This is a genomic window from Flavobacterium sp. LC2016-23 (genome assembly GCF_009674775.1).
Lineage (GTDB): Bacteria > Bacteroidota > Bacteroidia > Flavobacteriales > Flavobacteriaceae > Flavobacterium.
On record NZ_WKKE01000010.1, the window covers coordinates 168,351 to 185,753 of the forward strand.

Below are 17,403 nucleotides of genomic sequence, written 5' to 3' on the forward strand. Positions count from 1 at the left end.
AATGTAATAATCTTCTAATGAAATCTGCTTTAGAAACTCAAAATTAATTTCCGAAATTATATCGAAGCGTAAATCCGGATCGAATATTTGTTAACGGAAATGAGGTTGAAATTACGGCTTTCGAGAACGAATGATCATAGTAGAATATAGCCGTTAAGTTTTTACTAAACGCATAATCTGCTGTCAGTTTCAGCGACCAGATATTTTGTCCGGCAGCCAGCTGATTGTTATCATAATCTAAATAGCGCACTAATGTTTCGTTGTTTCTTAAAGAAAAATCTGCTTTTATATTGATATCACTCTTAATAATCCCTGTTGGATTATCGGCAAGTCTTGAAGAAAAAATAACATCTTTAAAGCGGTATCCCAAACCTATTACATATTCCATCCCCTTCACTTCCGTCAATAAATTATTATCAAAACTCATCGATAGCGCTCTGTCTTTTTTGATTTCCGTAAGTACTCTCAACGAACTTTTCAATTCAAAATCTACCCGGATAAGCGGACTGAACTGCTCGACCAGATTGACGTTTGACATGATTGTCTTATTATAAAAGTTGCCGTTTACGTCCTGTCCGTCCGGTTTTTCAAAATAATCAAAATTAGACCTGAACTGATTTATTGTATAGGAAGCCCTGTAATTATGCTGTAAGGAGAAACGTTTGAATTTATCCTTGAAATATTTATAACGCATCAATCCGTTGTATTTAATACTCCAGTTTGGAATTGGGAAACTTCTGAAAATATCCGTTGAGGCACCTGAGGCATCTTTACCCGAGTAAGCGGCTAAAAATGCAGGCAATAACACCGCCTGATTGCTTTTTCCAAAACCTATCGGATAACCATCGTTTGAAATAATTTGTTTTCTTCCACTATTACCCGGATTTGCCAGGTCCGTTATAGGAGCTGTAATATCTTCCGCAGGAAGTGTTGAAGCATCATATCTCGGAATTACGGCTCCATAACGCTCTTCAGCCAAACGATTAGCGATTACCAGACGATTGTTTCTGAAATCATCAAATGCAGCAGATTGCGTTTCGTTGCTGGTCGAAAATGCCGTCCCGATTAATACCGTTGAAATAGAGAACATTCCGTACGTATAACGCGACAATGGTTTGTACTCAAAATCGGACTGATCAACACTATATTGTTCTGATGAGTTTTCAGAATATGATCTGTCCATGGCCAGATCAATCTTGAAATCAGGAAATAAATCGACATTGGCAGTGACTTTCAGAATCTTGTTGGTTACCTGTGTAAAGTTCTGATTGAACTCCTGATAACTGGTCAGCCATCCATTTTTAGCGGCTTCATAACGTACATCATCCTGGCTTCCGAAAACAAATCCTAAGGTTGGCTTTCCGGTACCAAAGAAACCAACGCCCGGTGTATATCCCGGTAATACGGTTCCGTTATTTATGGTATAATTTACCTGAATATTTTTAACGCTGGTCAGAACACCGATCAGGCCATCATAAAAAGGACTACTGCTGGTAACCGGTTTTGCGGTATTTACAATTTTCTCTCCCGGTTTTGGCGGTGCTGCTGTTTTAGGTTTTGCTGTTTTTTTAGCTCCTGGTGTTAAACCCAAATACTTGTACAGCATGCCCATGTTAAAGGTTGATGTCAACGTATTTGAATTGGCATTCTGAATCGTGTTTCCTAAGTCGTAAATACTGCCGTCCGGCGCTTCATACTCCGAAAGAGCCGTTGAAGATCGCTGCCAGCTGTAATCGGCCGTATAGGAATAACTTGCTTTCACAAAACTCAAAACCGGAATTTTATTGATCGGAATATCATAATTCAGCACCAATTGCTGCACATGCTGGTTTGGTGTTCCGATATCCCAGTAATCATCCCAGATATTGAAATCTTGTTTTGGTGAATTGTCGTCGTTTAGAAAATTTCTAACAATATTGTTGGAAGCTGCCGTGTAATTCAGTTTTAATGATTTGGTCAGGTTGTAACCAAAACCATACTGATAATTAAAGGCAAAATTTCTTCTGTACAGCGGATCAATTCCGATTCCCGCAACGTCTACGTCCCTAAACTGCTGACGATTGCTTTGTCTTATGATGTTCGTATTAAAGGTCACGTTAGACGGCAAATAATTGACATTGAAATCGCTTAACATTTTCCAATAGTCACTTTTTTTCATGAATTGGGTTTTCTTAAACGGAACTATTTCCTTAGGCTGAAAAGTATACGCATAATTTACTGCTGTATTCGATTGCTCGTCATTATAATCCGCCACTTCATAATCATGACGTTCCACCTGATTGTAGGACTGTGAAAAGGTGAAATTTTCAACATCATACACATGTTGTTTTTGCTCGGGAGCCCTGTCTTTTCGTACTCCGATAAAATTGATGCTTTTTCGCTTTGTATAATCAATGGCACGGGTTCTGATATTCTCTTTTTCATTCTCATCCGTCGTCTCTCTCAGCAGCTGTTTTAATTTTATATCCTGATTAAAAGGATCGTATTCCGGCGTGATTACCTCTTCTCCGATAGCATAATTGAATGGCAGGTTGATTCCCCATTTTGGAGGCAATAACTTTCCTAAATTTAAATTCGTTACAATGTTATATTGCTGAATGTCTTCTCTGTCTCTTTCGTTTGCGCCTTCTTCAAGTGCTCCGAAACCAATTGTACTTTTACGTCCGGTAGCCGACACGGTTGCAAAATCAGCCATATTGGTATCAACACTCAATATAGCAGCCATCCCGCCTTTATTCTCTAAATCGGCCATACGAAGTTCGTTAAACCAGACTTCTCCTTTTACATTTCTGCGTTCTTCCCTGCTTTTTAATCCAATCATAAGAGTTCGCACCAAACCAAAATTAGGATTTCCCTTGATACCCAATCTTAACTTACTGTCTCCGTCACCTCCTGCTACTGATAAGTCATCATCAGGATAGTAAACACCATTTATATCTCTTTTATCAGAATTGATATCCAAAGGCATGGCCTTAATTTTCATTTTGGTCAATAAATCAAGTGCCAGATCAATATTATTTTCCTCAAGCCAGACATTATCAGCACTTACAGCGCACGAACCTGCCGGCCTCGTTACTTTTAAGGGAATTTCGATCTGATAGTAGTTTTGTGTAAAATCATTTCCAAAACGGATAAAGGCAGCCATTTCGTTATCCTGCAGTTCAGTCTCATTTGGTAACGATTCTGCGTGTAAAAACATTTTCAGTTTTTTATACTGACGCATATCAACGCTTACATTTTTAAAAACAGCTCTTGAATCTTTATATTCCAATCCACCGCCGGAAACACGCAAGGCAAGTGACTGCTCATTCTGATTGATTACCGTATTATTATTATACAATTGTTCTCTTTGTACACCCGGAGGGATCACATAATTGATAGGACATTTGGTATTATTCTCCTGAACGTTTACGGCAAGAACATCAAAATCTGTATTGTCATTCTCAGGATTCGTATCATTTGCGTCAAGGGTTCCTGTATACCTTCTCCACTCACCTCTTACCAAATCCAGAGCTCCGAAACGCACGGTCATCTGCTCATTAAATCCTGTCATGAACATACGCATGAATCGGATTGACCTGAAATCGGTAATATTTCCAATTGTATTCTGAGGCTGGGAAACCGGAATTTTAAACTGAATCCATCTTGCGGTCGTGGTACTTCCGTTTGGCAATTCGATATTACTTACGTTACGAACATCTGTAATATAATTTTGACCGATATCCATTCCGGGTTTAATATCAATACTGTATTCATAATACGCATTGATGGTATTCATCGTGTTATCACGATTAATATCTTCTACATCCGGTAAAGTGGTCGCACCACGATTTGGGTCATCTATACTCACGGCAGAATTCCCGTCTACTCCGTTATATCTTTTATAGCGTTCCTGTACGCCTCCTTCTGTATTTAAATAATATTTATAATTGTCTGCTGCGGGATCTTCTTCTCCGGCATAATTATTATAAATTGCACCTTCTCTCGTATCCGGCAAACCATCTAAACCGACATCCTGATTTCTACGGTTGTCCGCGTTGGTGTCGAATGCATAAATCAACGATTGCGAAGCCGGAACGTCTCCCCAAAGCGGTTGTGGATTGACCAGTACCTGATCCGGACCTAATCCGTTTTCGTATTGTTTTCTTCCGTCTTTTAAAACATCCTCAGAAACTTCCCCTAAGTTAAAGTAGATTTTTCCTGTGTTATTCTGTTGTGCCTGACCTGCGCCTACATAAGGATCCAATACCCAGAATTGTACATACTCCACATTGCCCTGCTCAAAATTGGTTGAATTTAAAGAACGCATGATACCCCCAAAATTAGACGCCGGAGAATCTGTATTAAAATTTGGATTATTGTTGTAAGGCCCTCTTTCAGATGGATAATAACTTAAATCAAGTGTGTTAATAACCTGAATCTGACCCTGTGCAATATCGGTATTTGGATATAATTCTTTACTGTAAACCCTTCTTGTAGTATTTAAAGACAAGTCGTCATTTGAAATACCGGATGGTTTGGAAGAGAAGAAAACAGGATCTATGGTGTACCATGCTAATTTTGCCCTTTTGTGTCCATAACTTAGCGTATTGGAATTCGCATTAAAAGTAACGTCGTTTATCGAATTTATAAACGGTGTTGAGGCTAAACTCCACGCATAAGCAGAACGCATATCAATGGTCGACTGCGAACCTTCAAAATCATCCACATAGATGGTAGCTTCTCCTTCAAAATCACTTGCTTTTGGAGCATCTGGTTTTAAAAAAGCAACTTCACCTCGTATCGAAAGATTAGACGGAACGTCTGTATCTATATTTGGCAATTTATTGACTAATCGGGTAAAAAAAGGAACTTCAGTTGAATAGTTCCCGTTAAAACCAAAAATCGTATTGTTTACAGATTCCTGACCGTAACTTGATTTTTGGGTAAAAGGCCTTTCTGTCATTTTCAGGAACGTCCCTCCAACAACAAAATTATCCGAGATTTTATGCTCCACATTGACCCCCATAAACCTACGGGTTTGCTGCCCAAAAACGGAATTATTTTCCAGGGAAACTTCAATTGGCGTATTGGATGCCTGAAGCGAAGGATCTAAAATCTGCACTCTTCCCAACTGGTAATCCACACTATAATCGATTCCTTCTACCAGAACCCTTCCGCCTGCCGTTACGACAACAGAACCTTGAGGAACATTAAATGCCCCAATCGGAATACCGTTATTTCCTGAAGATTTGTATTTTCCGCGTAATAGGAATTTGTTTTTGTCACTATCCTGAAGAGCTCCGGACTGTGTGTTTTTATACATGTTTCTAAACACATATTTCTGCTGATTTACGTTGTAGGTCGTCGGGTTATTATAATCTTCGCCGACGCCGGTATTTAATTTTTTAAACAAAAGTTCCCCAAAAGGTTCTTTGGTCGTAAAAATAATTCGCCCATTTTGGGCATCAACGGTGATACCCGGAATGTAATCAAAGAAGCCATCACCGCCTCCCTGCGGATCATTATTGTAATTTAACTGGTCTAAGTTAAACACATTTAATAATGGTGTTTTTGTGATGTAATACTTATTCGGATCGGGATTATTTGGATCATCATCCGGAAAATGGCTTCCCGGGACAGCACTAATATAATTTATTGGAGACGGATCTGTATAAAGAATATTCAGCCTGAAGTCATCTTGTTTTATCTGGTAAGCCTGGGGAATCTGATACACGTTTTTCATCATCAAATCCCAAACCGGATTGTTTACGTTTGTTAGGCTGCTTTTCAGCATTTTCAAAATCAAACTTTGTGTGATAATGGTCTGATTTGAAGTGTTATTTCCATTTACCACTGTTCCGTCAATACCATCACTTCCAAACTCTCCCACCTGGTATATTTTGTCTCCAACGGTATATTCGAAAGCTACTGCCAGAATTTCATCATTTGCGAGTCGCTGTTGCAGGGAAATATATCCTAACTGGGGATTAAAAGTATATTCGTTACTCGTTAATTTTCGGGCATTTTCCAGCACAGAATAATCGGTACCTTCACTTGCTGTTACAGAATTAAATCCATTTTTTGCCGTTACGATTTCTCTAATATTCTGGTTCAGAAAACCACCGGAACCTATAGTGGCCGGATCGTATTTGTTATTCCTGTTGTCGGTTGGTGAATCGATACCTGCCGTAAAAAAGCCTGTAGTAGGATTTATCACTACGACTTCGTTATCCGGAATTCCGGTAATTTGAGCTTCTCCTAAATCCTGAAGCGCAATAATATTTCGTAAATTATTACCGGTTGTACTTACCCTGTTTTGCTTGTTCGTTACCCAAACCTCCAGTCTTGTAATCTGAACGCGGCTTTCTATAAACGGGTATTTTCGTAAGGAAGCATCATATTTGTTTCTAAAGTACTGCGAAAGGAAGAAATGCCGGTCATTGTCATAGTCTAAAGCATACAGGTCAAAATTCTGAACCGTCCCGCCACCTTCTGCAACTATATTTTTAGTCTGGGACTTCTGTTCTGAAAAAACTCCGGTAACCGTAGTCTTTCCAAATTGCAATTGGGTCTTTACCCCAAACAGACTCTGAGCACCTCTGATTAAGGTACTGTTAAGCGGCATACTGACATTACCTACCTCAACTTTTTGGATAATGTCGTCTTCTGAGGGCGTATAAGCCAGTTTAAATAAATTCTGAAAAGCAAATGTAGACTGGGTATCATAATTGGCGTTGACCTCTAAACGGGTACCTACTTTACCCATTAAACTCATACTGATTCTCTGATCAAAATCAAAAGTCAGATTGGATCGGTTTCGCGGAGAAAAAGAAGGATTGTCCTGCTTCGTATACCGAATTCCAAGATCCATTTCAACAGATCCTGTGGGCTTTACGTCTATGGTATTGCTTCCGAAGATACTTTCGAAAAGACTTGAATTAATATAATATCGGGGCAGCAAATCCTTTTTGGCGGCCTCACTTCCTAATTTTTTACCGTCAATGGCATCTGATTTTTTTCTGAAATAATCTCTTCTGGATTCTTTCAGTACTAAAGCTTCGTATTCTTTAGGTGTTAAAACAATGGGATATTCGATAGAAAAACCATCTACCGAACTGGTATAGATGTAACGGTCTGTAATTGGATCATATTTATAAGCCGAAAGTATACTTGGTGGATTTTCCAACTCCAGCTTCCCTACGGAAAACTGTTTTTTAGTTGTATCTTGAACTGCTGGATTTACTTGCGCCCGCAAAACATTACCGCAAAATAAAACCAGTAAAAAAATACAAATTTTACGCATACAATTCGTTTATATAAATTGAGTTTATAAGCTTTTTAATGCTTTTTTAATGATCGTTTCGACAGTTGCCTCCGGATCTTCTTTTACGATTTTTTCGACTACTTTTTCAGAAGTTTTACGAACAAAACCTAAAACCTCCAAAGCAGATAACGCTTCATCTCGGTTTGTATTGTTCTGAACTACTGAAACTTCATCTAAATCGTATAACTTTAACACTTTTTCTTTTAAATCAAGTATAACTCTCTGGGCTGTTTTGCTTCCAATTCCTTTTATAGACTGAATAACACCCACATCTCCAGAGGCAATGGCGTTTATAATTTGTCGCGGTTCTATAGAAGATAACATGGTTCGTGCAATACTGGCGCCGATACCCGAAACTGATAAGAGCATTCTGAAAATTTCGCGTTCTGATTTTTCTGCAAAACCAAATAAAGTATGCGCATCTTCTTTGATTTGAAGATGCGTATACAGTTTTATATTTTCAGCATTGGGAATTAATGAAAAGGTGTGTAAAGATATATTTACCTGATAACCAACTCCTCCACAGTCAATTATGACGTCTGTTGGATTCTTTTCAACCAATTTCCCCTGCAAATGTGCTATCATAGTGTAATTTATTAGGCTCAAATATAACAAAAATGCAATAAAAATAAGACAATATTATTTGATCCTTATTGCCTTTACTATTTAGCCAGTTTATTTTTTTTACTTTCTTTTTCCTGAGCGTCAATAACTGCAATAGCAGCCATATTGACCATTTCTTCAACGCTTGCTCCTAATTGGAAAATGTGGACTGGTTTACCCATTCCCATCATGATTGGCCCAATTGAATTTACTTTGTACAATTCTTTTAATAACTTATACGTAATATTCGCTGATTCTAAGTTTGGAAAGATCAATGTATTTACTTTTTTCCCGGCTAATTTAGAGAAAGGAAATTTCTCTGCCAGCATCTCCTGGTTCAGGGCAAAATCGGCCTGGATTTCTCCGTCAACGATTAAATCAGGATGGTTTTTGTGTAAATAAGCTACAGCTTCTCTTACTTTTGAAGCTCCGGGGCTTGTTGAAGAACCAAAGTTCGAGAACGAAACCATCGCGATAACAGGCTCAACACCAAACATTTTGGCTGTTTTTGCTGTCATAATAGCAATATTAACCAAATCTTCTGCAGATGGATTAATATTGATTGCGGTATCGGATAAAAACATTGGCCCACGGGAAGTCAGCATCATATTTGCTGTTGCAACCAGTGATGCTCCCTGTGCTTTTTCAATTAATTGTAACATTGGTTTTACCACACTTGGGTAACTTCTGGTATGACCTGTAACCAAAGCATCTGCTTCACCTTCATTGACCATCATGGCGGCAAAATAGTTTCTTTCGCGCATGAATTTTTGAGAGTCAAGCAATGAAACACCTCTTCTGTCTCTGGTTTCCCAGTACGAAGTGGCAAATCTGTTTCTTCTTGCTTCTTCTTCACTCGTTTTGGGGTCAATAATTTCTATTTCGGCATCAAAACCTAATTCGGCTTTCAGCTCTAAAATCACTTCTTTGTTTCCTAATAAAATTGGAAAACCAATTCCGTCCTCATACACAATCTGAGCTGCTTTTAAGACGTTTAACTGATCTGCTTCTGCAAAAACAATTCGTTTTGGATCCATTTTGGCGCGGTTTGTCATCAGACGAACCATTTTATTGTCGTTCCCCATACGTTCGCGAAGCGCGTCTTCATAGGCTGCCCAGTCTGTAATAGGATTTTTGGCCACTCCCGATTCCATGGCTGCTTTTGCAACCGCTGGTGCTACAATTGTAATCAACCTTGGATCGAATGGTTTTGGAATGATATAATCTCTTCCGAAACCTAATTTTGTTGCTCCGTACGCTACGTTTACCTGCTCCGGAACGGGTTCTTTTGCTAAAATAGCCAATGCTTTTACAGCAGCCATTTTCATCGCTTCGTTAATTTTTGTAGCTCTTACGTCTAGTGCTCCTCTAAAAATATAAGGGAAACCTAAAACGTTATTTACCTGGTTAGGAAAGTCAGAACGGCCTGTAGCCATAATAACATCTTTACGGGTTTCGGTAGCTAAATTATAATCGATTTCCGGATTTGGATTTGCCATTGCAAAAACAATCGGATTATCTTTCATGCTCAGTAACATTTCAGGCGAAAGAATATCTCCTGATGATAACCCTATGAAAACATCAGCTCCTTTTATGGCTTCTGTTAACTCCATTTTAGGACCGTTTACCGCATATTTCAATTGAAGTTCTGATAGTGAAGGATTGTCTTTTGTTAAAAGTCCTTTACTGTTAAACATTCTAATATTCTCTACTTTTACGCCCAGTAAAACATATAAGTCCGTACACGCGATTGCAGCCGAACCTGCTCCCGAAACTACCACTTTTACATCTTCCGGTTTTTTTCCTGCCAGTTCTAATGCGTTGATTAAAGCAGCCGAAGAAATAATCGCCGTACCGTGCTGATCGTCGTGCATTACCGGAATATCTAATTCTTCTACCAGTCTTCTTTCGATTTCAAAAGATTCCGGGGCTTTAATATCTTCCAGGTTGATTCCTCCAAAAGTCGGGGCAATATTTTTTACCGTCTGGATAAATTCTTCGATATCCTTCGTTCCGATTTCGATATCAAAAACATCAATATCAGAGAATATTTTAAACAACAAACCTTTTCCTTCCATAACCGGTTTTGAAGCTTCAGGACCGATATCTCCAAGTCCTAAAACAGCTGTACCGTTTGAAATTACAGCAACCAGGTTTCCTTTTGCTGTATATTTATATACGTCTTCAATATTTTTTGCAATTTCTAAACATGGCTCTGCAACTCCCGGAGAGTATGCCAAAGATAAGTCTCTTTGTGTCGCATATTTCTTTGTTGGAACTACCTGAATTTTTCCCGGAGTCGGCTTTGAATGGTATAATAATGCCTCTTCTCTTTTACTGTCTTTACTCATTGTTTTTAGCTTTTATTCTAGCTTACAAAGATATAAGTCTTCACTTAAAATGGCATGTTTTTGTCGCTTTCTTTTGTTAAAATAACAATTGCAGCTCTCAAAAAAAAATAGTCCGGCAGAATCCGGACTATTTTTTAAGGCTTATTTTTTGGAATTTACTTATTGTGAAATATAAGAATTTAAATGATTAATGGTGTCTTTTTGAATTTCGATAATGGCCTTCACCACATCACTTATGGAGATGATTCCAACGACGATTCCGTTTTCTAAAACCGGTAAATGTCTGATGCGTTTGGTGCTCATGAGTTCCATGCAGTCTTCGATATTATTGGAAAGTTTTACCGAGAAAACCGTGCTTTCCATAATTTCATGTACAAATGTTTCTTTTGAAGATTTGTCTTTCAGAACAATTTTTCGGGCATAATCTCTTTCGGATAATATTCCTTTTAAATCGGATCCGTCTATCACCAGAATTGCTCCTATGTTTTTTTCTCCCATTACTTTCAGTGCTTCGTAAACCGTTGTGGTAGAGCGTACCGAATAAACATTTTTCCCTTTTGCGTTTAGTATTTGATCTACAGTCATATCTGAAAAATTTTAGTTCTATAAAGTTAAAAAAAATTGCATACACACGACAACGAAATCGATTTTTTAAAACCTAAAACATTCATTTTAAACATAATACGTTTTATTTCAAATTTTAGAAATTTTACTTTAAAAAAAGGAAAGAATTTTAAGACTTTTTTACGAAAATATCAGACTTTCAATCATTTATAAATTTATTTCGAATAATTTAAATAACATATTATCGTATGTTGGAATTAATAACTAGAAGATGGAAATTGCATTAGTTATCAACAGGACATATATGTCTCTCTCTTTTTTCCTACAATTCATTAAGTTTGACTTGTAGGAAATAAGATGCTAATCTTTAGATCTTAATAATAATGTATAAAAAAAATTATCATGGAAACAAATGAAATTAAAAACTTAGAAAATCTAAGAGAGTTAACTGCCCGTTATTTTAATACTCAAAATCCTTCTGCGAATACCAAAGGAAAATACACGGCTCAAATTAGTTTACAGAATTATTACGAGCTTGGCTCTACGATTACCAATATGCTAAAAATGTGCATTCTGGCATTGGAACAACAAGAGCATAAAATTTCGGAGACAGACCAACACTCTTCTATTAATGTGATGCTAATTTTAGAAATGGTACTGGAAATGTTTCCTTTGGATGAATTTGAGGTATTCGATGAAATTAATAAAATGTGCCTTGCAGATTCTTAAACCATTCATTACTAAATATTTAAAAAGTTTTATTCTATTACTGCATTATTCTCGGTTTCAGCATGAGCGTCATTTGTGTCATTTCGACCGAAGGGAGAAATCACACACGTAATTCGACAAAGATTTTTGACTTTTGTTACGGAGTTTCTGGTGTGATTTCTCCCTTCGGTCGAAATGACAAACTGAACGAACTAAACGCGCGGAATGGGTTCAGGCTAAAACTAAAAAAACCCCTTTCTAAAATTTAGAAAAGGGATTTCATTAAATAAAAATGGAACTATAAGTAGGTAATAATAAATTCGCTTCGTCTGTTTTTCTGGTGTTGCTTTTCGGTACATTTTACACCATCGGCACATTTGTTGACCAATTGGGTTTCCCCGAATCCTTTTGGAGCCAGTCGGCTGCCGTCGATTCCTTTCTTAACGAGCCATTCTTTTGTAGATTGGGCTCTTTTTTCGGAAAGAATCATATTATTCGAAGCCGATTGTCGACTATCGGTATGTGAACGAATATCGAGTTTTATGGTCGGATATTGTTTCAGCACATTTACCAGTTTCTGCAATTGCGGTTCTGATGTTTTCTTGATCGTGGCTTTTCCCAAATCGAAAAAGTTCATCGGAATGTTAAGCAATTTTGCCAAATCTGTTCCAACTGCAATAGGCTTAAGCGTTACGGCATTGATCTTGATTTTTTTGACTTCGATGGTTTTCGTAACTATAGGTTTGGCCTTCTTTTCCAGCGCGATCATAAAAGTGGTTTTTCCGGATGCTTTTTTTATGCTTATCGGAGCTTCCTTAATCTCATAATCGGTTTTGGATGTTTTGATAAAATACTTTTTACCGCATTTTACATTCGGAAAAATATAATTGCCATTTTGATCCGAAACCGCTTCCAAAGAATTCTGACGCGTTTCATCGAACAAAATTAAAGCTACTCCCGAAAGATTTTCTTTTGTTTCGGCATCTGTAATTGTACCTGACAATTCCTGCTCACAAATCAGTTTTCGAATTTCGGTAAAACGGTATACATCGTCGAGTCCGTGACCGCCTTCTCTGTTGGAGGAAAAAAATCCGTTTCTGTTTTTACTGTTTATGACAAACGCAAAATCGTCCTGTCTGCTATTGATGGGTTCTCCAACGTTTAGCACTTCATCAAAAGAACCGTCTTTGGTTATTCTCGAAACAAAAACATCCAGTCCGCCAAGACCCGGGCGACCATCGCTGGCAAAATAAAGTTCGTTATCATCGGATATAAAAGGAAATGTTTCTCTTCCTTCGGTATTGATTTCCGAACCCAAATTTTCCGGTTTCCCAAAAGTTCCATCGGCTCCTATACTAACTTTAAAAATGTCTGACTGTCCCAGGGTTCCCGGCATGTCTGATGCAAAATACAATGTTTTTTCATCCAAACTTAAGGCAGGATGTGCCACACTATATTGATCGCTACTGAAAGGTAGTTCCTGTACATTTACCCATTCGTCATTGACAAGAGAGGCTTTAAAAAGTTTTAAAAACGAGACTTTATTTTCGTTCTCTTTTCTCTTTCCGTTTACAGAATTATTTCGGGTGAAATACATCGTGCGTCCGTCTTTTGTAAAAACGGGTGTAGACTGATTTAAATTAGTACTTAAATTCTTTTTATGAAAAAACATTGTTTTTCCAATACTGCCGTCGGGCATCATTTCAACCGCATATAAAGTCGAAATCGATTTGTTCGTCCACTTAAAACTTTTCTTTACGATCGAACCGGTATCCCTGGCCGATGTAAAAACTAATTTATTGTCTAAAACTGTACTCCCGTAATCGGAATCCTTGGAATTAATTCCGGCATCGGCGATCTCAAAACGGCCTGAATTTGTTTTAATATCTTCTAAATAATTTCGGTTTTTGCTAAATAAAATCGCCCTCTGATCCGAAGGTGCTTTCTGACTGAATTTTTCTAAAACCTGATCTGATTTCGTATAATTCCCGTCCGTTTTTAAACATTGGGAATACCTAAATACATAATCGGCATCCTGATTATCATTCAACAGGAATAACTCATCGTAATATTGTAGCGCTTGCTGTAAATCACCTGTAAAATAATAGGAATTAGCAAGTCTCTGTAATATCCGCTCTTCTCTATACCCTTTTTTAATTAGCTTTTCGTACCCTTTTGCGGCATCTGCGTAAGCGTAACTATCGTATTTTTTATCCGCTTTTTTGATACTTCCCGTCTGAGCATTCGCATTGAATAAAAAGCAGAAAAACAAAAAGGAGTAAACTAAGTTTTTAATTTTCATATTTAGTCAATTAAAAGAATCTTGGTGAGGTCAGTTTGTTGTAATTATTGAAAAAGTCAAAACGAAGGAAAATCTCATGTGATCCCGAATTGTATTTTCTTAACTGAGTCGTTTCATGATCATATCCATAACCAATGTACATGCCTTTGGTCACCTGAAAACCCGCCATGGCACTTACTGATGCACTCCAGCGATAGGCAACGCCAACCACAAACTTATCATTAAACATAAAATTACCCGAAACATCAACCTGCAAAGGTGCTCCTTCTACCAATTTGGTCAATATTGCCGGTTTGAATTTAATATATTCGAGACGATCTAAATTAAACACATAACCTGCCATGAAATAGTAGTTTATTTTCTCCTTAAAAATAGCGGTGTCATTATCGTCGTAACGTTTGGTTTCTAAAAAATTCGGAACAGACAATCCTACATACATTTTATCGGAATGCCAATAAATTCCCGCTCCGACGTTTGGCGTAATTTTGTTGCTTAAATCCTGAAATTGCGGATCGTTCTGATCTTCATAAGTCAATTTGCTTGCGTCAAGATTAAAAAGGTTTGCAGTTCCTTTTATTCCGAACGAAAGCTTAAACGATTCAGATGTTTGAATACTATAAGACAAATCGGCCGATAAGGTATTTTCATTAGTAGGTCCTATTTTATCGTTTACCAAAGAAACTCCCAGACCCAAATTACTATTGTTTAAGGGTGTATTTACCGAAAATGTGCTGGTTTCCGGCGCTCCGTCCAGACCCACCCACTGTGTACGATACAACCCAAAAACGCTCAATACGCCACGGGAACCCGCATAAGCCGGATTGATTTCGATCGTGTTGTACATATATTGTGTAAATTGAGAATCCTGTTGTGCCGAACACACCACCGAGATAAACATAAAAACCAAAATTAACTTTTTCATTTAGTAAGCTTTAAAAACGGTTCAGGTAGTACCAAACCGTTTATATTTTTTATTTATTCATATACAGATAACCGCTTAATTCGTGTGAATTTGAGGCACTGTCTTTATATTTTAAAATGTAGAAATACGTTCCTACCGGTAATCCGTCTGATTGTTTAACGGTGGCACGGCCTTCTGAGAATCCTTTGAATACTCTGTCTTCATTGTTGTAATGATCAATATCGTAAACCAAAACACCCCAGCGGTTATAAATTTCAACTGTATTTTCAGGATAACATTCGATTCCACGAATGTAAAATCTTGTGTTTTTATTGTCTCCGTTTGGAGAGAATGCTTTTAAAGGTTCAATCATACAACCATTTAACGCTAACACCGTAGGCTTATCTCCCAGATTGTCTTCGTTATCCGATTTGTCATCAACCACAACGCCTCTGGCACTAACCCCTTGTACGGTTGCCTGATTGCTTACACTTCCAAGATTGATATCAGCCTGTTTTATTTTATATTGTGCTGTGAAAGTGTTTTCATCTGTTTCATTGACATCCAGATCAATTGACTGACCTGAAACTTCGATACCCGGTAAAGGATCTCTAACGGTAATATCTTTTAATGGAACGTTACCTGTATTGGTTATCTTAAACTTATACGTAATAGTTTCTCCTGCATTGGCAAATCCGCTGGCATTTTCATCATTGAAGACTGCCGTTTTGATAATCGCAATAGCCGGAAATTCAACAAAAACATGTAGCGTTGCAGAACTGCAATTGGTGGCACTTGCTTTTTCACAAATCTGATACGTTACGGTATAATGTCCGCCCGGAGTATTTGGAAGTACGTTTACCGTTCCATCTGCATTCAATTCAAAATAAGGACTTGCTGAAGTCTTTGTAATCAGTACATCTGTTGGATTAATTGCCGTTCCGTTTAATAAATCATTATCCAGAACATTTACAAATTCAAGCGAACCGTTTATTCCATCAACCGCTATTTCTGCATCATCATTTGCCTCAATCGGTGCTGTTGGATTTATAGGACTAGTGGTATTCAATACCGTAATCGTTACAACTGCCTGACTGCAATTAGACGGATTGGACGCTTCGCAAATCTGATACGTCAACTGATAACTTCCCGATGGCGTTCCTAATTTCAAATCAACAGAGCCATCGGCATTTAAAATCAGATTCGCATTTGGAGTCACCGTAGTTAAAACCGCATCTGCCGGATTTATTGCAGATCCGTTTAAAGTATCGTTAGCAAATATATTTAATGAAGTACTTACTCCTTTGCTCGCGTCTATCGGTCCTGCCACATCATCTTTTGCCTGGATTACAACCGTTGGCGCAATCACTGTGACTTTGATCGAAGCTGTACTGCAATTTGTCGGATTTAATTTCTCACAGATCTGATAGGTTATCTCATACGTTCCTGCTGGTGTATTGGCGCTTAATACCACTGTTCCGTCAGGGTTTAGTTTGACAAATCCAGTCGGATCCGGGATTGTTTCAGTCAGATTCATTTCGGCAGCTACTACAGGTAAACCATTTTTAGTATCATTTGAAAAAATATTCAAAAGATTTTTTGGCTGATTTGCCCCAACTACGGACTGCACAATATCATCATTGGCTATCAAGGCTTCTGCTGTCACTACAATTGTTGAAATCGCCGTATCACAGTTCCCCGGATTGTTGATCTCACAGATCGTATATTCTAAATTGTAACTTCCTGCTGGTGTATTCGCTCCAACTGTTACGGTTCCGTTTGTATTGATCGTAAGTCCTGCTGCTATTGGCGTGGTTACCGTTAATTTTACGTCTCCCGGATTTGTGCCGATTACAGCTTGTGCTCCATTAACGGTATCATCTGCAATTAAGGAAACTGTTGTGGTTCCGCCTGCATTTCCGTTTATGGATCCCAGGTTGTCTGCAACGGCATCAATTGATGGTGCTGTGATTGTTACTTGTACCTGGCTTGAACTACAGTTGGTTGGGTTTAATAACTCACAGATTTCATAAGTCAGTTCATATGTTCCTGCCGGAGCGTTGGCGCCTAATATCGCGTTTCCATTTCCATCTACCGTCAAATATCCTTTTGGATCGGCAGTCGTCACCGTCAGTTTTACGTCTGATGGAATTAATGCGGCTCCGTTTTTAGTGTCATTGTCAAAAACATTTATTAGTGTCTTCGGTGTATTTGAACTAAGCGTTGAAGGAACGCTATCTAAATTCGCTACCAAGACTCCTGCTGTCACGACAATTGTTGAAGTTGCGGTATCACAGTTGCCCGGATTATTGATTTCACAGATCGTATATTCTAAATTGTAACTTCCTGCCGGTGTATTCGCTCCAACTGTTACAGTACCGTTGGTATTGATCGTCAGTCCTGCTGCTATTGGCGTGGTTACGGTTAATTTTATATCTCCCGGATTCGTTCCGATTACGGCTTGTGTTCCGTTTACCGTATCAGCTGCGATCAATGATATTGCTGTGGTTCCGCCTGCATTTCCGTTTATGGATCCTAGATTGTCTGCAACGGCATCGATTCCCGGTGCCGTGATTGTTACTTTTACCTGATTTGAACTGCAGTTGGTTGGGTTTAGCAACTCACAGATTTCATACGTTAATTCGTAAGTACCTGCCGGAGCGTTGGC

At 38.2% G+C, this 17,403-nt stretch carries 8 protein-coding genes; 1 reads left to right on the top strand and 7 read right to left on the bottom strand.

Features of this window, described 5'->3' with window-relative positions:
• Positions 1 to 43 precede the first annotated feature (43 nt).
• From sprA to GJU43_RS10685, 4 genes are all read right to left on the bottom strand, one after another.
• Entirely contained in the window at positions 44 to 7,285 is a 7,242-nt protein-coding gene (gene sprA, locus GJU43_RS10670; RefSeq protein ID WP_154340745.1) for a cell surface protein SprA, read from the bottom strand.
• A gap of 24 nt (positions 7,286 to 7,309) precedes the next feature.
• Positions 7,310 to 7,891 carry a Holliday junction branch migration protein RuvA gene (ruvA, locus tag GJU43_RS10675; protein ID WP_127337693.1) on the bottom strand — a complete coding sequence of 194 codons (582 nt, stop codon included), beginning with the start codon at positions 7,889 to 7,891 and terminating at the stop codon, positions 7,310 to 7,312.
• Positions 7,892 to 7,968: 77 nt separating this feature from the next.
• The gene (locus GJU43_RS10680) at positions 7,969 to 10,260 is read right to left on the bottom strand and encodes an NADP-dependent malic enzyme (RefSeq protein WP_154340746.1); all 2,292 of its coding nucleotides are present in this window, start codon (positions 10,258 to 10,260) and stop codon (positions 7,969 to 7,971) included.
• Between the two features lie 159 nt (positions 10,261 to 10,419).
• Positions 10,420 to 10,845 carry a CBS domain-containing protein gene (locus GJU43_RS10685; RefSeq protein ID WP_154340747.1) on the bottom strand — a complete coding sequence of 142 codons (426 nt, stop codon included), beginning with the start codon at positions 10,843 to 10,845 and terminating at the stop codon, positions 10,420 to 10,422.
• 381 nt (positions 10,846 to 11,226) lie between these two features.
• On the opposite strand from GJU43_RS10685, the gene GJU43_RS10690 reads away from it, so the two are divergent.
• On the top strand, positions 11,227 to 11,553 hold the full coding sequence (locus GJU43_RS10690; RefSeq protein WP_154340748.1) for a hypothetical protein: 327 nt from the start codon (positions 11,227 to 11,229) through the stop codon (positions 11,551 to 11,553).
• Positions 11,554 to 11,830: 277 nt separating this feature from the next.
• Here GJU43_RS10690 and GJU43_RS10695 read toward each other — a convergent pair whose 3' ends face one another.
• The 3 genes from GJU43_RS10695 to GJU43_RS10705 all read right to left on the bottom strand — a co-directional run.
• Positions 11,831 to 13,834, bottom strand: coding sequence for an OmpA family protein (locus GJU43_RS10695; RefSeq protein ID WP_154340749.1), 2,004 nt, complete (start codon positions 13,832 to 13,834; stop codon positions 11,831 to 11,833).
• 10 nt (positions 13,835 to 13,844) lie between these two features.
• A complete protein-coding gene (locus GJU43_RS10700) occupies positions 13,845 to 14,756 on the bottom strand; it encodes a type IX secretion system membrane protein PorP/SprF (RefSeq protein WP_154340750.1) in 912 nt (303 codons plus the stop codon).
• Between the two features lie 49 nt (positions 14,757 to 14,805).
• Positions 14,806 to 17,403: gliding motility-associated C-terminal domain-containing protein (locus GJU43_RS10705; protein ID WP_154340751.1), on the bottom strand; the 2,598-nt coding region annotated here is incomplete at its 5' end.

What these genes read in the sequence shown, in the direction of transcription:
- GJU43_RS10695 (WP_154340749.1), bottom strand. Translation starts at nt 13,834, where the DNA reads ATGAAAATTAAAAACTTAGTTTACTCCTTTTTGTTTTTCTGCTTTTTA.
- GJU43_RS10700 (WP_154340750.1), bottom strand. Translation starts at nt 14,756, where the DNA reads ATGAAAAAGTTAATTTTGGTTTTTATGTTTATCTCGGTGGTGTGTTCG.
- GJU43_RS10685 (WP_154340747.1), bottom strand. Translation starts at nt 10,845, where the DNA reads ATGACTGTAGATCAAATACTAAACGCAAAAGGGAAAAATGTTTATTCG.
- GJU43_RS10680 (WP_154340746.1), bottom strand. Translation starts at nt 10,260, where the DNA reads ATGAGTAAAGACAGTAAAAGAGAAGAGGCATTATTATACCATTCAAAG.
- sprA (WP_154340745.1), bottom strand. Translation starts at nt 7,285, where the DNA reads ATGCGTAAAATTTGTATTTTTTTACTGGTTTTATTTTGCGGTAATGTT.
- GJU43_RS10690 (WP_154340748.1), top strand. Translation starts at nt 11,227, where the DNA reads ATGGAAACAAATGAAATTAAAAACTTAGAAAATCTAAGAGAGTTAACT.
- ruvA (WP_127337693.1), bottom strand. Translation starts at nt 7,891, where the DNA reads ATGATAGCACATTTGCAGGGGAAATTGGTTGAAAAGAATCCAACAGAC.